Here is a 17725-nt window from a genome sequence, read left to right on the forward strand (position 1 = left end):
ACAATATTTATGATTTACATAACATGGTTTTTTCTGCTGCTTCCTGTATGGGCACCACGGTAGTCTGATATAAGGTGTTCAGTCCTTTCAGCAGCAGCGCTTCTATCAGTTCCCATTGATCTTCCGGCGTATATCCGCTGTATCGGGAGCGGCAGATGGTAATGAGCGCCGGCCTGATATTTTTATGATGGAGCAGGGCAATAAATTCATCCATACGTGCGGCTATTTTTTCCGGCGTCACCTTCCGCGGACTGGGCAGCATGGTATTGTAATAGTTGACAACCAGATAATAGCGGCCGTTTGCGGTCATGGCTTCTGCGCGGTGTACCGCAAATTTCAGCGGATGATATTGCTGCTGCAAAAATTCTTCGTATTGTTCTGGTGTTACTTCCAGTATCACTTCATTCCTGGTTTCAGGATTTGTTTCACAGGAGAAGTAATCCAGGTCTATATCCAGCAGGATGTCTGCGGTTTTCTCCGGATGAAACAGGGCAGGCTGTGTGCGTTCGTAGGTGAGCTGCTGCCAGGCAGATTGCAGCAGTGGGGCAGAAGCCTTATTCAGCGGGCCTGCCAGGATATTTTTATGGTTGTTGTTATAAGAGGTAATGTACATGTCAGAAGTACCGGTACGGGACATATCTGTCTGTATCCAGGAAACATGCCTGATGAAGCCGGTGAATCCCGCTGCCAGGATGAACGACGCAATATCCAGTTCGGTATAGGTGAAATCCCGGATCTCTTCATAGGACCAGCTTTCTGTTTCCTGCAACGGCTTGTTCAGTTTTGGAACGGACATATCGGAGTGATCGTCAAAATGATAAAGCACATGTTCCTTATCTGGTATGATGCCTGATTTAGCCGCCAGCATCCATGCGAGGAATGCTTCATGATGTTCTTCCAGTATGTAAACAGGGATATTCATATACAAGGGTATTTATGCTGATAACGGGTATCCGGAAGCCTGTGCGTGGGCAGAGAGGAAATATCCAGGATTGAAAAACAATCCCGGATATTTCCATTGAGCGTCAGCCGGTCGCTTACTTGTTGCAGGATCTTCTGCAGCAGGAGTCAGCACCTTCAGCTACCAGCGCATTTTCTTTCTCCTGAGCAGGTACATCTACGGTGTTACCGCAGGCAACGCCTGAATCAGTAGTCTGACCTTCAGAACCCAGCAGGGCTTTCATCTGATCGTCCTGAAGACGCAAGAGGGTTTCTTTTTCTAATCTGATTTTGTTTTTCTTTTCCATTTTTTAGGATTTAATACGACTGATAAAATGTTGATGATAAAGAGAACCGGCAGTTATTATTTGCCATTGCAGGACCTTCTGCAGCAGGAGCCTTCTGCAAGTGCGAGCTTGGCAGTTTCCTCCGGGAAGTCGATGGTGTTACCGCAGGCAACACCTGAATCGGTGGTCTGTTGTTCAGCGCCCAGTAAGGCTTTCATTTGATCGTCCTGGAGACGTAACAGGGTTTCTTTTTCTAATTTGATTTTTTTCTTTTCCATTTTTCGGATTTTGGTACGATTGATAAAATGTTAATGAAAGGTGTGGAACTGCACTATTTTTTCGTATTGCAGGACCTTCTGCAGCAGGAGCCTTCTGCAGCATATTCCAGCTTAGCGTCTGACTCAGTAGGTACGTCTACCGTGTTGCTGCAGGCAACACCGGAATCGGTAGTCTGATCTTCCGCTCCCAGCAGGGCTTTCATTTGATCGTCCTGGAGGCGCAGCAGGGTGGCTTTTTCAAGATTGATCTTCTTTTTCTTTTCCATTGTGAAAGGTTGAAGGATTTAAAAAATAGGAATTCCAGGCCGAGCGTTGTGCTCAGCATATGCCAGGCTAATGCATAGAAAGTTCTCTCGCGGCCGCTTAAACTTCATAGCAGAAGCAATGTGCCAGGGTAAAAGGCTCAACAAAAATTAAAATAGCAGGGAAATAGCGTATAGGTCCATACTATTGGAAAACTGCAAATCCGGTAATTTTTTTAAAGAATAATAAATGGGAATTACTGCTCCCGGCTATCCTGTCAGCGACAGTGCCGAGTACAACTCAACAGACTAAAACATAACTAAAAACAAACTGAAATACAGTCAACAGAACAACACACAAGATGGAATTACACACTGTTACTCACTTTGCATCAGGGAAAAAATGGTGCGTCCAGCATCATAGGTACAACAAAATTAAAGGTAAAGGCAATCAACAATGTTTCTTCTTATCAGATTCTGGTGATACTATCGTATGGATACAAATAAACATGAAAGAAATAATAATTACAAATATTTTTTTCTCTTTTTTTATTTTTTAATCTCTGCCCAGCGCTATTCTAATCATGTGAAGTGCAGGAAGTACAGCAGTGTCGGCGCTTGACGGGGATCGGTTATCTTTTTTATTTTCCGGAAGCTGCATTAATATTTCAGAAATGAATTTTATCAGGAAGGTGTAATTGTAATAGTTAGCGGTGCTACCAAAAGGGAGTGCCTGAATACAGATGGTCTTCAGGTGCATGGGCTTAGATTTTGGTAAGCACAGCAGGGATAGACATGTAAAGTTTATTCCGGCCGGAATTAACAGTAACCGCTTTGACCCGGTATCAAAGCGGTTCAAATCCGCTGGTTTAAATTATTGGCTATAAAGTTATTTTCTAATTTATTTACTTTTAAAGTCCGTGATGGTCTTTCCATCATAACGACGCACCCCAACCCCGGTTCCAAACCAGATACTTTCATCGTCAGCTTCCAGTATTCCCAGAAAATCCATTCTTCCCCCGGACATAATTTCGCTTACAACAGGCTTTTTGTTGTACACGGTCTTTTGATCATAACGGGAAAGTGCCCAGGTCTTCGGGTTTACTTCACCAGTAGTCCAGATGTTTCCTTTTTTATCTTCCATTATGGCATAAGCACCTCTCTGTGAAATCTTAGTAAAGGTGCTGCCGTCATAGCGCCAAAGCCCATCAACGTCGCCGAACCAGATGTTCCCTTTTTTATCTTCGATTATTGACCAGACGTTGTGAAAGGGTTTGCCGTCCTTGTTTTTGAAAATGGTAAATGTCTTTCCATCATAATAACAGGCGTCGCCTCTTGTACCAAACCATATTTTTCCTGTTTTGTCTTCCATGATGGAATTAATATCATTATTGGGCAGCCCGTCCTTCGTTGTGAAATTTCGAAAGGACTTCCCATCATAACGGCTGACGCCACCTATAGTGCCGAACCAGATATTGCCGGCTTTATCTTCATAAATATGAAGCGCTGAATTACTGCCAAGCCCATCCCTTGTTGTAAAATGCTGAAAGGATTTTCCATTGTAATAATAGGCGCCCGAGTCCTTGGTGCCGAACCAGAGATTTCCTTTCCGATCTTCCAGAACATCCCAGAAGCTGGAGAATCTGGGCGAAATAATTTCACTTGTTAGATTGGTAAAAGATGTTCCATCGTAGCGAAATACGCCTAAGTAGGAAGCGATCAAAATGTTGCCGTTCTTGTCTTTCCTTACATTCCGGACCATACTCGCAGGCACCTTGAAGGCGACTGCCTCTTTAAGCTGAGACTCGGAGTAGTGTCCTTTACTAATATTATCTTGTGGTTTGTTTTTGGCGTTTTGTTCACAGGAGATGTGAAAAGCAAACACCAGGAGCAAAGCATATACCCGTGCGTATTTCATAGTTTTTCTTTTGTATGGGCTTACCATCATTTTCAGTAAACATAGCTTATCTTTAGAATAAGTGTATGTTAAAGATCGATCTGTCCTAATCTTCCGTAGGCCGGTAGCTGGGGAAGCTCGCATTACTCTCTACCAGTGCCTTGCGGTACTCTCTGGGTGATTTACCCTGATAAATCTTGAACTGCCTGTTAAAGTAAGAAATATTGTCAAAGCCACAGGCATAACATATCTCAGAAATACCATCTTCTGTACCTATCAGCAACTTTGTAGCATGACTGATCCTCGTTTCGTTCACAAACTGTGAAAACGTTTTCTTGGTCCTTCTTTTAAAATAGCGGCAAAATGCCGATTCATTCATACACGCCAGGGAGGCGGCAGTCTTACTATCTACATGATGAAGGTAATTTTCCAATACATACTTAAATATGGATGTTAGCTTTTTTGAATCATCCCCCTTATAATGTATCTTCCTTGGATCATCGGTTAGCAACAGCAGATTTTCCCTGTTTCGGAGAGACAGCTCATCCAGTATCTGTAACAGTATGATCAGGTTTTTCATTTGCTGGTTTGCCTGCAATTGGAAGAACAGGCTATTGACGGACGGTGATACGTTCTCAAATTTTATTCCGTATGCAGACAGCTGCATCAGTTCTTTTATCTTCCTCAGCTCCAGTTTGTCAAAAAATTCTTTACCAAGACAATCCTCTGTAAACTGCACAATGAGGGCATGGGCCATTTCCGCTGTACTTCCGGAAGTATTGTCATTGCAAAAACAATGCACGAGCCCAGGACCAAACATATAGATCTCTCCTTCGCTGAAGTTCATCACCTTATTTCCTGCATATACCTTACCGGAACTTTTTACCATCAGGATCAGCTCATGCCCATGATGAAAGTGAAATGTATTGGTGAACCGGGGCTGGCAAAATTCCTTAATTGAAAAGCTGGCATCCTCTGGTGTTGAAATATGTCGGTAAGAAACTTTCATAACAATAGTTTTAGTGTTTTTAGTACACTATTTATTTTATATGGTATGAATCTGTGATTATGGTAAATATAGTATTGATATTTTGCAATTTAAGTACTTTTATTTCAACGGAAGACTGAATAAGTTTGTGAGGAGAATGAATTTTTAGTATAGGTTCCGGTTATGAATGACAGATGCCATGCCATCAGCTTTATTTTCAACGTGAACAATATACAGGCTGTCCGCAAAGAATATTAAACCACATTTATACATTAAAGCGTTATGGAACTAGCAATACACAACTGGATGCGGTCCGAAACTATAGAAACTACTATAAGGAGGGTGTCGGCGCTTGGATATACCCGGCTTGAAATTGCCGGAACCCCGGAGCAATATGATACAGGAAGCATCAGGAGGCTGATGAAAGACGCTGGCCTGTCCTGCTGGGGATCAGTAACACTGATGCTGGGAGAGCGAAACCTGCTGGCCAGGGATGAAGCGCAAAGGGCAAAATCCGTACAATATGTGAAGGACGTTATAAAAATGGTGAAGGAACTGGAAGGCCGTATGGTTTCCGTAGTTCCTGGTACCGTTGGGAAAATTGTACCGGACGGCAGGCCGGATGAAGAGTGGGAGTGGGCTGTTAACTCAATGAAGGAGATCTATAGCTATAGCGAGTCTTCGGGCATATTGCTGGGAATAGAACCCATCAACCGGTTTGAAACCTACTTCATCAACAGGGCTGATCAGGCACTGGCATTGGCGGAAGCTACCGGGCCTAATTGTGGTGTATGCCTGGATACCTTTCACATGAATATCGAGGAGCCGGATATGTTTGAGGCGATCAGAAAGGCAAAAGGAAAACTGACAGGCTTTCATGTTGCAGATAACAACAGGATGGCGCCGGGAATGGGGAACCTCAATTGGGAAAAGATCATAGATACCTTAAAGGAAATAAATTATGATGACGTGCTTTCAGTAGAATTTTGTTCGCCGCTGGACCGTACGCCCGCCAATCCGTATCCGGGCTCCATTGATGAAAACCCTGAGAATCTGTCACCAGAGCAGGAAAAGTTTCTGCTCGATCATGGCAGCACTGCTGTTACGGAAGAGTTTTATACCATGCTCACTACCCGTTCATTTAATACCTTATCAAAACTTATTAAAAAGAAAGTCAACTGCTAACAGATGAAAATAGCTAATGTAGAAGCATTTTGGTTGCGCTGTCCGATTCCTGAAGAAAAACAACATATTTCTGATTATGGATTATTGACCAATTTTGATATGACACTTGTTGTTATAACTACGGAAGATGGCATGCAGGGATTTGGAGAAGCAAAAGCAGCAGTTGGGTCTTCAGGGGCATGTGCTTCCATCGTACATTGTATTGAAAATGATCTGAAGCCTGTTTTATTAGGTAAGGATGTTAAAGATATTACCCGTCTCTGGGAGGAAATGTATAATGGCACACGCGATCATTATGCATTGGCAAAAGGGAGGAAATTTCCGGTCCTGGGCAGAAGAGGGCTTACCATATCTGCTATGAGTGGCATTGATATTGCCCTGTGGGACCTCAAAGGGAAAATGCTGAATGCTCCGGTAATGGACCTCCTCGGAGGCGCCTGCAGAAATGAAATGCCGGCTTATGCAAGCGGTGGCTGGGCAGATGTAGATAACATCGGTGCACAACTGAACGGCTATGTGAATAAAGGCTTCAGAGGTGTAAAGATGCGCGTTGGCGTGATGGACAAAACCGTACAAAACAGCATCGACAGGGTGAAAGCTGCCAGGGCCGCTATAGGCCCGGACATTAAGCTGATGGCCGATGCACACGGTACCTTCAGTGTTCCGGAAGCCAAACAATTTTGCCATGGCGTACAGGATTGTAATCTGTACTGGTTTGAGGAACCGATCAGCCCTGATAATAAGCGTGGAACGGCAGAAGTGCGAAGGGCCACACATATTCCTATCGCCGCAGGTGAAAGTGAATACACCAGTTTCGATATCAATGAATTGCTGGAATTGAGAGGAATAGATGTCGTACAACCGGATGCAGCCATCATTGGCGGTATTTCAGAAACAATGCGCGTAGCGCATCTGGCCAGTGTACATCAGCTGGAGCTGGCGCCGCATTGCTGGGGTTCCATCGTTTCCTTTATGGCTGGTATCAATGTAGCGTTTGCTTCTCCTGCTGCCACTATTATAGAGTTCTCCCTCGGTGGAAATCCTATGATGTATGAGCTGGTGAAAGAACAAATCACGGTAACAAACGGTATGATATCAGCGCCTGTTGCTCCCGGATTAGGGGTAGTCCCTGACTGGGACTTTGTACGGGAGTTTAAGCAAAAAGTTTAGAAGTGGTACTTGTAAATAGTTAGTTATGGCCAAAGCACTTAAAATTAATCACGTAACACTGATCGTTGATAATCTGGAAAAGGCAGGTAATTTCTATCAGCATGAATTGGGCCTGGAACCGCTGCCCGCCTTCCGGTTTGATTACCCGGTGATGTTTTTCAGGTTCAACGATGAACAGCAGTTGCATATCTCCGAGTGGGAAGACCGTACTTCCTTCCGTGGACATATCTGTGTACAGGTAGATGATTTCAATAGCCTTTTTTTCCGTATGAAGGAGCTGAATACAATTGATGTAAATCCCTGGGGAAAGGTGAGGAAACTGCCGGATGGCGCCATGCAGATGTTTCTTCGGGACCCTGCCGGCAACCTCGTGGAAATCTCCTCTGTACCGGGAGCGGAGATTGATCCCCGTATATTCACAGATGAACTCTACGAAGAGGGATTGTATGTATCAGGTAGAAATGATTTCAGAGGCTACAGGTCTGATGATGCCACCTTATATCATAAGTAACAGATGAGAAAGAACGTATTGCTGCTCGAAACCGTGGCAGAAGAAGCTTTAACCGTCCTGCAGAATAATGTGAACATATTTACAGGATATGATGAGGCCAGCGTAACAGCTGCTTTGAACAATGAGAACATCCATGCTGTCATTACACGCGGAAAAGGCCTGATCAACAGGCCGCTGATGGATGCCTGCCCGCATTTAGAGGTAGTGGCCCGGTGTGGGGTAGGACTGGATAATGTAGACGTTGCGGAAGCAACTGCAAGAAAAATTATGGTGATCAATGCGCCTGGCAGTAATGCCGCTACCATGGCAGAACATACCTTGTCCCTGATGCTGATGCTTATGCGCAATATGTATGGATCAGTATTTCAGGTTAAACAAGGCAACTGGAACTGGCGCAATCAATATGCAGGAGATGAATTGAACGGAAAAACCCTCGGCGTGCTGGGAATGGGGAATATAGGAAAGCGGGTGGCCCGGTTAGGGGAGGCCTTTGGAATGAACGTGCTGTATTGGGGTAAGTCTGTTCAGGACCTGCCTTATAAATATATGGATCTGGAAGATGTGTTGCGGTTTTCAGACGTAGTGAGCCTCCATCTCCCGCTCAATAACGAAACAGATAACATCATGGGAGAAAAGCAACTTGGGATAATGAAAACCGGTGCGTTATTGATTAATACAGCCAGAGGTGCATTAATTGACCATGCAGCACTGTTACAAGCGTTGAATGCAGGTACAATTGCAGGTTTTGCTGCTGATGTATTACCTGATGAGCCCCCGTTGCAGAGTATGGATATAGTACGTCATCCACGTTCAATCATTACACCTCATTCTGCCAGCCTTACCGCCGCCACATACCGGCAGATATGCCTGCTTACCATAAACAATGTGGTAGCAGTACTTACAGGTAAAACGCCTGAACCTGGCAGTGTGTATAACCGCGAGGCGCTTCAGTAATCCAGAAATCAGGTATGTAACCGCTCCGTTAATCTTACCTTGCGTTGCGTACAAAACGGTAATCAATAATCTTTGTTTAAATGGAAAAATTCTGCGTTTGTTTATTGATCCTGATTGGTATCAGCATGGCAACCACTCGCTTACTCCTTGCACAGGCTTCCGGAACGGCTAAAAAACCACTGGTGGTTTTTGTGACAGGCGACCACGAGTACAGCGGTGAGGAAACCCTTCCGTTAATAGCTGCTGCACTGGAGAAGGACTATGGCATGAAAACGGTTGTTCTCAAAGCATCCCCTGATTATAACAGCGAAGAAAATATTCCTGGCCTTGAAGCCCTGGAACATGCAGACCTGGCAGTTTTCTTTTTACGCTGGCGCAGGCTTCCGGCTGATCAGTTGGCGTATATCGAAGCTTACCTGAAAACGGGTAAGCCGGTCATAGGTTTCCGCACCACCACACATGCTTTCCACTTTCCGGAAGGACATGCCAGCGAAAAATGGAATGCCTTCGGTGAATTTGCGTTAAATGCTCCTCCCGGTTGGGGGGGCGCTGCCAAACATACCCACTATGGCCATGAAAGCAGCACTGATGTAAGCGTCATTCCTGAACAGGCAGGTAATCCGATACTTACAGGCGTAGCAAAAAATTTCCATGTACGCTCATGGTTGTACCGTGTTTTACCTGACTATCCTGTAAAAGGTTCCACCTGGCTGCTGATGGGAAAGGCGGTAAATCCCGATAAGGAAGCCATCGAAAACCCGGTTGCCTGGACTGGTACCAACTCCTTCGGCGGCAGGGTCTTTATGACCACGCTCGGCCACCCGGAAGATTTCCGGCAGGAACCCTTTCAGCGCCTGGTGATCAATGCTGTGCACTATGAACTGGGCCTTAAAGTTCCTCGAAAATGGAAAGGCAAATTAGACATTCACGTGCCTTACCGCGTAACCCAATAAGTACATAATGTTTCCTGATCTTGCTAAATATATCTAAGATGCCCAAACCATCAAAAAAATTGATTTATGTGCCTCTTATTCCCATAGCACTGGCGATAATGATTTTGCATGCCTGTAATCCTGAAGGGCCTGCTCCGCTTACTATTTCCGCAACATCCCATATCTCGCTGATCGGTAATAACCTTGGATCGAGGATGATAAATTATGATAATTTTGAAACGGAGCTGTATGTCCGTTATCCGGAATATCAGCTAACTATCCGCAATATGTGCGATGGTGGCGAAACACCGGCTTTCCGGCCACATTCCGGCAGAAACTCCCCCTGGGCATTTCCCGGCGCTGAAAAAACACGGCCTGCGCTGGCGCACCAGGTCGAAACCAATGATGACCCAAGTCAAGGGCGCTTTGAAACACCGGACCAATGGCTCACCAGGCTCAAAACAGATGTGATCATTGCCTTTTTCGGCTATAATGAAGCTTTTGAAGGTAAAGATGGCCTTGCTGAATATAAAGCGGAGCTGGATACATTTATTAACTGGACCCTGAAACAAAAATACAACGGCACCTCAATACCACAACTAGCGCTGGTTTCACCAATTGCGTTCGAAGACCTTTCTGATAAATATGATCTTCCCGATGGTAAAAGAGAAAATGAAAACCTGGCCATGTATACCCAGGCCATGAAAGAAGTGGCGGCGCAGCATAAAGTACTGTTCGTAGATGCCTTTACCCCTTCTAAAAAATGGTATAATAATTCAAAAGACCCGTTGACCATCGATGGCTCCCAACTGAATGAAGAAGGATACAGGAAACTGGGTCTTTTACTGGCGGATAAGATTTTTGGAGCTGCATCTCCCAAAGCAGAAGCCAACCGGAAACTGGTGCACGATGCGGTAAAAGAGAAGAACTGGATGTGGCTCAACGATTATAAGATCCCGAACGGGGTACACGTATATGGTCGCCGGTATGATCCGTACGGACCGGATAACTATCCCGCCGAAATAGAGAAGATCCGGGAAATGACGAGTATCAGGGATACTGCGGTATGGCAGGCTGCTTCCAAAGGAACAAAAATGGATATTGCGGCGGCGGATAAAAAAACCAAAGTATTGCCAACCATTAAAACCAACTATAACCCCAAGGAAAATGGCAGCCTGCGGTATCTCACCGGGAAAGAAGCGGTAGCTAAACTGAAAGTACCTCCGGGGTACAAGATAGAACTTTTTGCTTCGGAAGAACAATTCCCGGATCTGGCAAAACCAATGCAGATGTCCTTTGACAACAAAGGCCGGTTATGGGTGGCATTAATGCCCAGTTATCCGCATTATAAACCCGGCGATGCCAAACCCAATGACAAGATTCTTATTCTTGAAGATACCAACAATGATGGTAAGGCCGATAAACAAACCATCTTCGCGGATAGCCTGCATCTTCCAATAGGATTTGAAATTGAGCCTGAAGGGGTGTATGTTGCCCAGGGTACAAACCTCAAACTATTAACAGATACAGATGGGGATGATAAGGCCGATAAGGAAGAGATATTGCTCAGCGGTTTTGATGATCACGATACACACCATAGCAGTCATGCTTTTACGGTAGACCCTTCAGGCGCCATCTATTCAGGGGAAGGAGTTTTCCTTTACACAAACGTAGAAACATCCTATGGCACCGTTCGTGGAACTAACGGCGGCTTTTACCGGTACGATCCGCGTCGCAGAAAACTGGAACGCACAGCCCAGATGTCTATCCCAAACCCCTGGGGTATTGCATTCGACGACTGGGGACAACCTTTCTTTGCTGAAACATCCAGCCCGGATATGCGCTGGATGCTTCCCGGAACAGTGCTGCCCAGGTATGGCCAGGCTACGCATAAATCCATTCAGCTGATTGAAGACAAACATAAGGTACGGCCTACATCAGGACTGGAGTTTATATCCAGCCGCCATTTTCCGGATGAAGTGCAGGGAGACTTCCTCATCAACAATACCATAGGTTTCCTGGGCACTAAACAACATACATTGGAAGATGATGGAACAGGCTATAAAAGTCATCATCATATGGACCTGCTGGTAAGCGGTGACCCCAATTTTCGGCCGGTAGACCTGGAGTTCGCGCCCGATGGATCTTTATATGTGATCGATTGGCATAACATTTTGATAGGACATATGCAACATAATGCGCGAGATCCGCTGCGGGATCATTCACACGGAAGGATCTACCGTATCACTTATCCGTCCAGACCATTGGTGAAACCGGCAAATATTGCGGGAGCCGGCATAGAAGAACTGCTCAATAACCTGAAGTTGCCGGAATACAGGACTCGCTACAGAACCCGTCGGGAGCTGAGAGGACGTAATGTTTCAGAGGTGCTTGCAAAACTGAAAACATGGACTGCCAGCCTGGATAAAAATGATCCGCGATACGAGCATCACCTGCTCGAAGGCCTCTGGGTAAGCTGGGGAATGGGTAAGGTAGATCAGGACCTGTTAAAGGAGGTATTAAAGGCTAAAGATTATCATGCAAGAGCTGCCGCTGTTGAAGTAGTGCGTTATACCGGGTATCAGATACCTGACCAGGCAGCGTTGCTGATGCAGGCGGTAAAGGACGAGAACAGCCGTGTGCGGCTCATGGCTATTGTAGCCGCTTCATGGATCGGTAAGGAAAAAGGCCTTCCCATTTTGGAAGAAGCAAAAAAAATGCCGCTGGACAAATGGATGATACATGCCTATGAAACTGCCGTAGCGCACCTGAATGGCGAAAATGTGAAAAGGGAAAAGGAGAGGAGCGGCAACTCAAATCTGAAAGGTAATGCGCTGGCACAGTTTAACCAGGGACAGAAAATCTATTCTATAGAAGGATACTGTAAAACATGCCATCAGGCAGACGGTAAAGGGCTTCCTGATTCCGGTTTTCCTCCGCTTGCAGGCTCTGCATGGGTAACAGGAAACGAAGAGCGGCTGATCAAACTGGTGATAAAAGGCTTATTGGGACCGATAGAAGTAAATAATAAAATGTATCCCGGTAAGGTGCCTATGACGCCCTTTGGCGGACTGCTCAAAGATGACGAGATCGCTGCAGTAATAACTTATATCCGGAATTCCTTTGGTAACAAAGCCTCCCCCGTCTCCACCGAAAAAGTAAAAAAGGTAAGAATGGCCATTGAAAATAAAAAGGATTTCTATTCTGCCGAACAATTGCTTAAAGAACATCCAATGGGGAAAAAGTAAAAAGTATACAGCCTGGCATTCAATTTTTCGATTGTTAATTTACGAAGCATCACATGTAAATATTGATTTGTACATCAAGTAGTGTTAGGATTGGTAATTATTATAATGCTTAATCACAAGGATAGTTATCTTAAAATTTCCACGGAGAAACCTGAAATAATCAACTAAAATATAGCGCACCGATATGTTACTGCCCGGGTATTGGCCGGGTATGGAAACCTTATGTGCTAACATAAGGCACCGTCTTTAAGATCTGCAGCCTGACCAATGTTTCGGAATGATAGGATATGATCATTTTTTACCTGATAATTTTTTAATTATGAAAAAATTTTCCACGCTGACTTCGGGAATGCTGGCATTACGTCAGAAAATCATTTATTCCGCCCTTGCCTTATTTATGGGAATTGCCACCCAGGCGCTTGCGGGAGGGCCGGCATCTCTTAATTATTCACACATATCACTGATGGATGTACGTGGTAAGGTACTGGAAGAGACTGGCGGGCCTGTACCCGGGGTGAGCATCAAAGTAAAGAATGTCAACAAGGCAACAACAACAGATGTAGACGGTAAATTCAGCATTAAAGGACTAAGTGAAGATGCTGTGTTGATTATTTCATATATAGGTTATGTCACCCAGGAAGTTAACGTTACTGCCGCTGAGATGGTGATAAGACTTGTGCCACAGGTAAAGAAGATAGACGAGGTGGTGATAGTAGGTTATGGAACCACTAAAAAATCAGACCTGACTGGTGCCGTTGGTGTCGTTAAAGCTGAAACATTGCAGGAACGGCCGTCTTCTTCATTAAACCAGAGTTTATCCGGCCGGGTGACCGGCGTAAATGTGTCCTCAAATTCAGGAAGGCCAGGCGGCAGGACCAACATCCGTATCCGTGGCTCCAGCTCCCTGAGTGTTTCCAATAATCCGTTGTATGTAATAGACGGAGTGATCCTGAATCCGGTGGACCTGAGAAATGGCAGTACCCCCATTGACTATATCAACCCTAATGATATTGCTTCCATAGAGGTGCTGAAAGACGCATCATCTACAGCTATCTATGGCGCCAGGGGCGCCAATGGGGTGATCCTCGTTACAACCAAAAGGGGTAATTCCGGCGGCGGAAGGATTACCTACGATCCTGATTTCAGTATTGGCGTACTGCCCAGAAAACTTGACCTGCTGAATGCAAGGGAGTTTTTGGCCGTAGAAGACCTGGCTTATGCAAACGCACAGAAATATGACCCTGTGGGATGGGCTACAGGTACAAAATATACAGATCCTAAAACCAAACGTACCAACCCTAAATTGTTCGATTCACAGGGAAACCCGCTATACGATACAGATTGGCAGGATGAAGCATTCCAGAGAGCGTTCACTCAAAATCACCAGCTCGGATTTACTGATGGTGACGAGAAAAGAAGTTTAGGTGCTTTTTTAAACTATCGCAGCCAGGAAGGGCTGGCAAAAGGTTCCTGGCAGGACCGCTATGCCGGTCGCATTGTATATGACAGTCAGCTAAGGGATTGGTTAAAGGTAGGAGGTACCATGAGCTATACTGATCAGCGGGAGAAACAGGTGGACCAGCTGGATGGAGGCGGTATCACCATGATGCGGCAGGTGCTGGAAGCGTTGCCTATCATTCCCGTTAAATATGCGGATGGTACGTGGGCAAGTAACCGCGACTATCCCGGAATGGAAGGTGGAGATAACCCTTTAAGAGTAGCGGCAGACAGGATCTCCATCCTGCATACCCAAACCCTCCTTGGTAATTTGTATGCAAATGTTCGCCTGGCGCCGGGGCTGGAGTTGAGATCAACCCTTGGTGTCAATGTCATCAATCAGCGGGAAGATTATTTTGCTGCAAAGGGAATGCAATATATCTCAGATAACGGAAATGCCTCCATCAACAATAACAAATACAACTCGTGGCAGTTTGAGAACTACCTCACCTACAACAGAAAGTTTGCAAAGGTGCACTCTCTGAATGCCATGGCAGGTGTGTCCTGGCAGCATATCGACCGTTTCGAAAATCAGGCGAATACGGAAGGCTTCAACGATTCCTATTATCAGTACTATAACCTGGGCTCCGGTTCCAGCCCTCAGCCTCCGTCCTCTATAGGTACAGCAAACGGGTTGAACTCTTATTTCGGGCGTGTCAACTATGGCTTCCGCAATAAATACCTGGTCACCTTTACCGGCCGTATGGATGGATCTTCCAAGTTCGGACGTGATAACCAGTTTGCTTTCTTCCCTTCTGCTGCCCTCGCCTGGAGGGTTACGGAAGAAGACTTTATGAAAGGTGTTCCCGTTATTTCAAATCTAAAGCTCCGTGCCAGCTATGGCGCTACCGGTAACTCAGAAATTCCGGCCTACAGGGCACTTGCCGGCATGGGAAATTACAGCGTAATTTTTGATGGGGCACGTAATTCCGGCGTTGGTATTGATCGTATAGCCAACCCGGGGTTACAATGGGAAAAAACAAAACAGGTTGATTTCGGCCTTGAACTTGGCCTGTTTTCCAACAGGGTTAACCTGGAGCTGGACCTGTACCGGAGAAGGGTAGATGGCATGTTGCTGGACGCTCCTTTACCGTACACCACCGGGCGTGAAAAGATCTTCTCCAATGTAGGAAGTATGGAAAATAAAGGCATTGAGTTTGGTATCAATTCCACCAATATCCAGACAGACAATTTTTCCTGGAGCACCACGTTCAACATCTCCGTAAATAAAAATAAAGTGCTTGCGTTGGCAAACGGTGATATATCCTCCGGTAACGGCATCATCAGGGTAGGTGAACCGGTAGGATCCTTCTTTGGAAGGCTTAGCCTGGGAACATGGGGTACCAAGGAAGCTGAAGAAGCAAAGAAATATAACATGCTGCCCGGTGATATCAAGTATAAAGATATAAATGAAGATGGCGTAATAAATGACCAGGACAGGGTCATCATCGGAAAAGGTATCCCTGACGGATATGGCACTTTCCTCAACACATTCCAGTACAAGGCTTGGTCCCTCACAATAGACCTGCAGTTCATGTATGGTAATGATGTGCTTGACAGGAGTATACACTCGGCAGAAGACAGGCAGGGTATCGCCAACAGTTATAAAACCGTGCTCAATGCCTGGACGGAAACAAACCAGCAAACACCTATTGCACAAATACGCCCTATTAATGCCTATTACACAACAAATAACGATAGTCATAAAGTAACAGATGGATCGTTTATCCGTGGCCGTAACTTAATGCTTGGATATACCTTTTCATCGAAAGCCGTGTCTACGTTAAAGCTTAACCGCCTGAGAGTATATGCTTCCGTACAAAACTTTTTCCTGGCCACTAAATTTAAAGGATACGATCCTGAAGTGTCCAACTCCAGCTCCCCTTTTGATCAGGGGCTGACTTTGTACGATTATCCAAAACCAAGGGTATTCATGCTGGGGCTTAATGTGGGGTTATAATATTATGCAACCTTTTAATGAAAAATTATGAAAGCAACAATATTGAAATATGGACTGCTGATGTTAACAGCCGGAACAATATGCCTGACCGGTTGCCGGAAATTTTTGGATGAATCGGATCCCAGCAACTATACAGAAGATACTTATTTTACAAAACCTGAACATGCAAGAGCTTCTGTAAATGCTATCTACCAGAGCTTGCGGGCGCCATTGTCCAGTGGTTTTGGCGGTGGTGCCTGGACGATGACGGAATTTGCCACCGGCCAGGCTGCCACAGATCTGGGCCAGGCTGTCAGCAGCTATTTTATAAAAGACCTGAATAACACGGCGGATAACGCCTATGGTGAAAGCTACTGGAAAAATTATTACACAGGCATTGCCAATGCTAATCTCTCCTTAGCCAGAATACCTGGCATTAATATGGATAAGGCAGAAGCCAGAAGACTGCTGGGTGAAGCCCGCTTTTTACGCGCATGGTACTATTTTAATCTGATACAGATGTTTGGCAATATCCCCCTGGTTACGGCACCCGTTGACCTGAATTCAGATCAGTTAAAGCCCAACCAGGCGCCTGTAGAAGAGGTATACAAACTGATCGTGGAGGATCTTACCACAGCGGAAGCATCCGGATTGCCCTGGGCAGATGCCAGCGGTAAGGTAACCATGGGCGCTATAAAATCATTGCTGGCAAAAGTATATCTCACCATGGCCGGATATCCTTTACAAAAAGGAAGTCAGTATTTTGATCTGGCAGCAAAGAAAGCGGAAGAAGTACTGGATTCAAAACAGTATAAACTGTTTGCGTCCTACAATGATCTGCATAACCCGGCAAAGAAGAACATAGAGGAAAATATTTTTATGATTCAGTTCAAAACCCAGGTTATTCCAGGCGACTGGCAGGTATTGATTATTCCTTATAACAAAAATATCTCTGCCTACTCCTCTGAAACAGGAGGTATCTATGCTACAGCTGATTTTGTAAAGTCCTATGACCCTGCTGACCTGAGAGCAAAGGAAGGCCAGTTCTTTTTTACCGAATTCACCAACCAGGACGACAGGACTCAGAAGGTAAAACTCGGAGGGTATTTTATCTACAAACTTTTCGATGTTGTAGCGCAAACTACCACCGCCAACAGTGATCTTAACTGGTCAGCGATCCGCTACGCTGACATATTGCTGGTATTTGCGGAAGCCGCCAATGAAGTAAGCGGACCAGGTGCAAAAGCGTACGATGCCGTTAACCAGGTGAGAACAAGGGCACAATTGCCGGCGTTAACAGGACTTACCCAGACTCAATTACGCGAAGCTATCTGGCGGGAACGTTGGTATGAGCTATGTTTTGAAAATATTACCTGGTTTGATATGGTACGCCTTCGCAAAGCATTTAATCTGACCACCAAAGGCTTTGATAATTATGTAGGTCATAAGTTCTCTTATGGCCCGGTTTTAAAGGAAAGAGAATTGTTGTTTCCAATACCAAGCCGTGAGCTGAGGAATAATCCTAACCTGGTACCGACAAAAGGATATTAATATAAGCAGGATAAAAGCGGTTGGGGGATATGAATGTTTTTTGTTTGCCACCCGGTTACTGGAATGGCTATACGTAGTTTGAAAGGCAAAGAAGGCAAAGACTGAAA

14 protein-coding genes are annotated in these 17725 nt (G+C 45.2%); 8 read left to right on the forward strand and 6 right to left on the reverse strand.

Features of this window, described 5'->3' with window-relative positions; genetic code table 11:
• Positions 1 to 7 precede the first annotated feature (7 nt).
• The 6 genes from GWG06_RS10520 to GWG06_RS10545 all read right to left on the reverse strand — a co-directional run bounded on the left by GWG06_RS10520 (position 8) and on the right by GWG06_RS10545 (position 4652).
• On the reverse strand, positions 8 to 922 hold the full coding sequence (locus GWG06_RS10520; protein ID WP_160713127.1) for a peptide arginase, FlmR/OhkR family: 915 nt from the start codon (positions 920 to 922) through the stop codon (positions 8 to 10).
• Positions 923 to 1037: 115 nt separating this feature from the next.
• Positions 1038 to 1247 (reverse strand): class I lanthipeptide, encoded by a 210-nt coding sequence (locus GWG06_RS10525; RefSeq protein ID WP_127040903.1) that lies wholly within the window; start codon positions 1245 to 1247, stop codon positions 1038 to 1040.
• 56 nt (positions 1248 to 1303) lie between these two features.
• A complete protein-coding gene (locus GWG06_RS10530; protein ID WP_127040906.1) occupies positions 1304 to 1504 on the reverse strand; it encodes a class I lanthipeptide in 201 nt (66 codons plus the stop codon).
• Between the two features lie 53 nt (positions 1505 to 1557).
• Positions 1558 to 1770 carry a class I lanthipeptide gene (locus tag GWG06_RS10535; RefSeq protein WP_127040909.1) on the reverse strand — a complete coding sequence of 71 codons (213 nt, stop codon included), beginning with the start codon at positions 1768 to 1770 and terminating at the stop codon, positions 1558 to 1560.
• Positions 1771 to 2647: 877 nt separating this feature from the next.
• Positions 2648 to 3664 (reverse strand): ligand-binding sensor domain-containing protein, encoded by a 1017-nt coding sequence (locus tag GWG06_RS10540; RefSeq protein ID WP_160713129.1) that lies wholly within the window; start codon positions 3662 to 3664, stop codon positions 2648 to 2650.
• 85 nt (positions 3665 to 3749) lie between these two features.
• Complete coding sequence (locus GWG06_RS10545; protein ID WP_127040915.1) at positions 3750 to 4652, reverse strand: AraC family transcriptional regulator; 903 nt, start codon at positions 4650 to 4652, stop codon at positions 3750 to 3752.
• Positions 4653 to 4913: 261 nt separating this feature from the next.
• Here GWG06_RS10545 and GWG06_RS10550 point away from each other — a divergent pair, with 261 nt between their 5' ends.
• The 8 genes from GWG06_RS10550 (at position 4914) to GWG06_RS10585 (ending at position 17618) form a co-directional block, all read left to right on the forward strand.
• Positions 4914 to 5816 (forward strand): sugar phosphate isomerase/epimerase family protein, encoded by a 903-nt coding sequence (locus tag GWG06_RS10550; protein WP_160713130.1) that lies wholly within the window; start codon positions 4914 to 4916, stop codon positions 5814 to 5816.
• Positions 5817 to 5915: 99 nt separating this feature from the next.
• On the forward strand, positions 5916 to 6986 hold the full coding sequence (locus tag GWG06_RS10555; RefSeq protein ID WP_202182991.1) for a mandelate racemase/muconate lactonizing enzyme family protein: 1071 nt from the start codon (positions 5916 to 5918) through the stop codon (positions 6984 to 6986).
• A gap of 25 nt (positions 6987 to 7011) precedes the next feature.
• On the forward strand, positions 7012 to 7497 hold the full coding sequence (locus GWG06_RS10560; RefSeq protein ID WP_127040924.1) for a VOC family protein: 486 nt from the start codon (positions 7012 to 7014) through the stop codon (positions 7495 to 7497).
• Between the two features lie 3 nt (positions 7498 to 7500).
• On the forward strand, positions 7501 to 8451 hold the full coding sequence (locus tag GWG06_RS10565) for a 2-hydroxyacid dehydrogenase (RefSeq protein ID WP_160713132.1): 951 nt from the start codon (positions 7501 to 7503) through the stop codon (positions 8449 to 8451).
• 80 nt (positions 8452 to 8531) lie between these two features.
• Positions 8532 to 9404 carry a ThuA domain-containing protein gene (locus GWG06_RS10570; protein ID WP_160713133.1) on the forward strand — a complete coding sequence of 291 codons (873 nt, stop codon included), beginning with the start codon at positions 8532 to 8534 and terminating at the stop codon, positions 9402 to 9404.
• A 38-nt stretch (positions 9405 to 9442) separates the two neighbouring features.
• On the forward strand, positions 9443 to 12631 hold the full coding sequence (locus GWG06_RS10575) for a PVC-type heme-binding CxxCH protein (protein WP_160713134.1): 3189 nt from the start codon (positions 9443 to 9445) through the stop codon (positions 12629 to 12631).
• Between the two features lie 319 nt (positions 12632 to 12950).
• Positions 12951 to 16088: a SusC/RagA family TonB-linked outer membrane protein gene (locus GWG06_RS10580; protein ID WP_202182992.1), complete on the forward strand. Its 3138-nt coding sequence runs from the start codon at positions 12951 to 12953 to the stop codon at positions 16086 to 16088.
• 27 nt (positions 16089 to 16115) lie between these two features.
• Positions 16116 to 17618, forward strand: coding sequence for a RagB/SusD family nutrient uptake outer membrane protein (locus GWG06_RS10585; protein WP_160713136.1), 1503 nt, complete (start codon positions 16116 to 16118; stop codon positions 17616 to 17618).
• Positions 17619 to 17725 lie beyond the last annotated feature (107 nt).

Source organism: Chitinophaga solisilvae (assembly GCF_009928525.1).
In the GTDB taxonomy this organism is placed as follows: Bacteria; Bacteroidota; Bacteroidia; order Chitinophagales; family Chitinophagaceae; genus Chitinophaga; species Chitinophaga solisilvae.

Excerpts from the sequence above, each read along its gene's own strand:
- GWG06_RS10520 (WP_160713127.1), bottom strand. The coding sequence starts at position 922 with ATGAATATCCCTGTTTACATACTGGAAGAACATCATGAAGCATTCCTC.
- GWG06_RS10525 (WP_127040903.1), bottom strand. The coding sequence starts at position 1,247 with ATGGAAAAGAAAAACAAAATCAGATTAGAAAAAGAAACCCTCTTGCGT.
- GWG06_RS10530 (WP_127040906.1), bottom strand. The coding sequence starts at position 1,504 with ATGGAAAAGAAAAAAATCAAATTAGAAAAAGAAACCCTGTTACGTCTC.
- GWG06_RS10535 (WP_127040909.1), bottom strand. The coding sequence starts at position 1,770 with ATGGAAAAGAAAAAGAAGATCAATCTTGAAAAAGCCACCCTGCTGCGC.
- GWG06_RS10540 (WP_160713129.1), bottom strand. The coding sequence starts at position 3,664 with ATGAAATACGCACGGGTATATGCTTTGCTCCTGGTGTTTGCTTTTCAC.
- GWG06_RS10545 (WP_127040915.1), bottom strand. The coding sequence starts at position 4,652 with ATGAAAGTTTCTTACCGACATATTTCAACACCAGAGGATGCCAGCTTT.
- GWG06_RS10550 (WP_160713130.1), top strand. The coding sequence starts at position 4,914 with ATGGAACTAGCAATACACAACTGGATGCGGTCCGAAACTATAGAAACT.
- GWG06_RS10555 (WP_202182991.1), top strand. The coding sequence starts at position 5,916 with ATGACACTTGTTGTTATAACTACGGAAGATGGCATGCAGGGATTTGGA.
- GWG06_RS10560 (WP_127040924.1), top strand. The coding sequence starts at position 7,012 with ATGGCCAAAGCACTTAAAATTAATCACGTAACACTGATCGTTGATAAT.
- GWG06_RS10565 (WP_160713132.1), top strand. The coding sequence starts at position 7,501 with ATGAGAAAGAACGTATTGCTGCTCGAAACCGTGGCAGAAGAAGCTTTA.
- GWG06_RS10570 (WP_160713133.1), top strand. The coding sequence starts at position 8,532 with ATGGAAAAATTCTGCGTTTGTTTATTGATCCTGATTGGTATCAGCATG.
- GWG06_RS10575 (WP_160713134.1), top strand. The coding sequence starts at position 9,443 with ATGCCCAAACCATCAAAAAAATTGATTTATGTGCCTCTTATTCCCATA.
- GWG06_RS10580 (WP_202182992.1), top strand. The coding sequence starts at position 12,951 with ATGAAAAAATTTTCCACGCTGACTTCGGGAATGCTGGCATTACGTCAG.
- GWG06_RS10585 (WP_160713136.1), top strand. The coding sequence starts at position 16,116 with ATGAAAGCAACAATATTGAAATATGGACTGCTGATGTTAACAGCCGGA.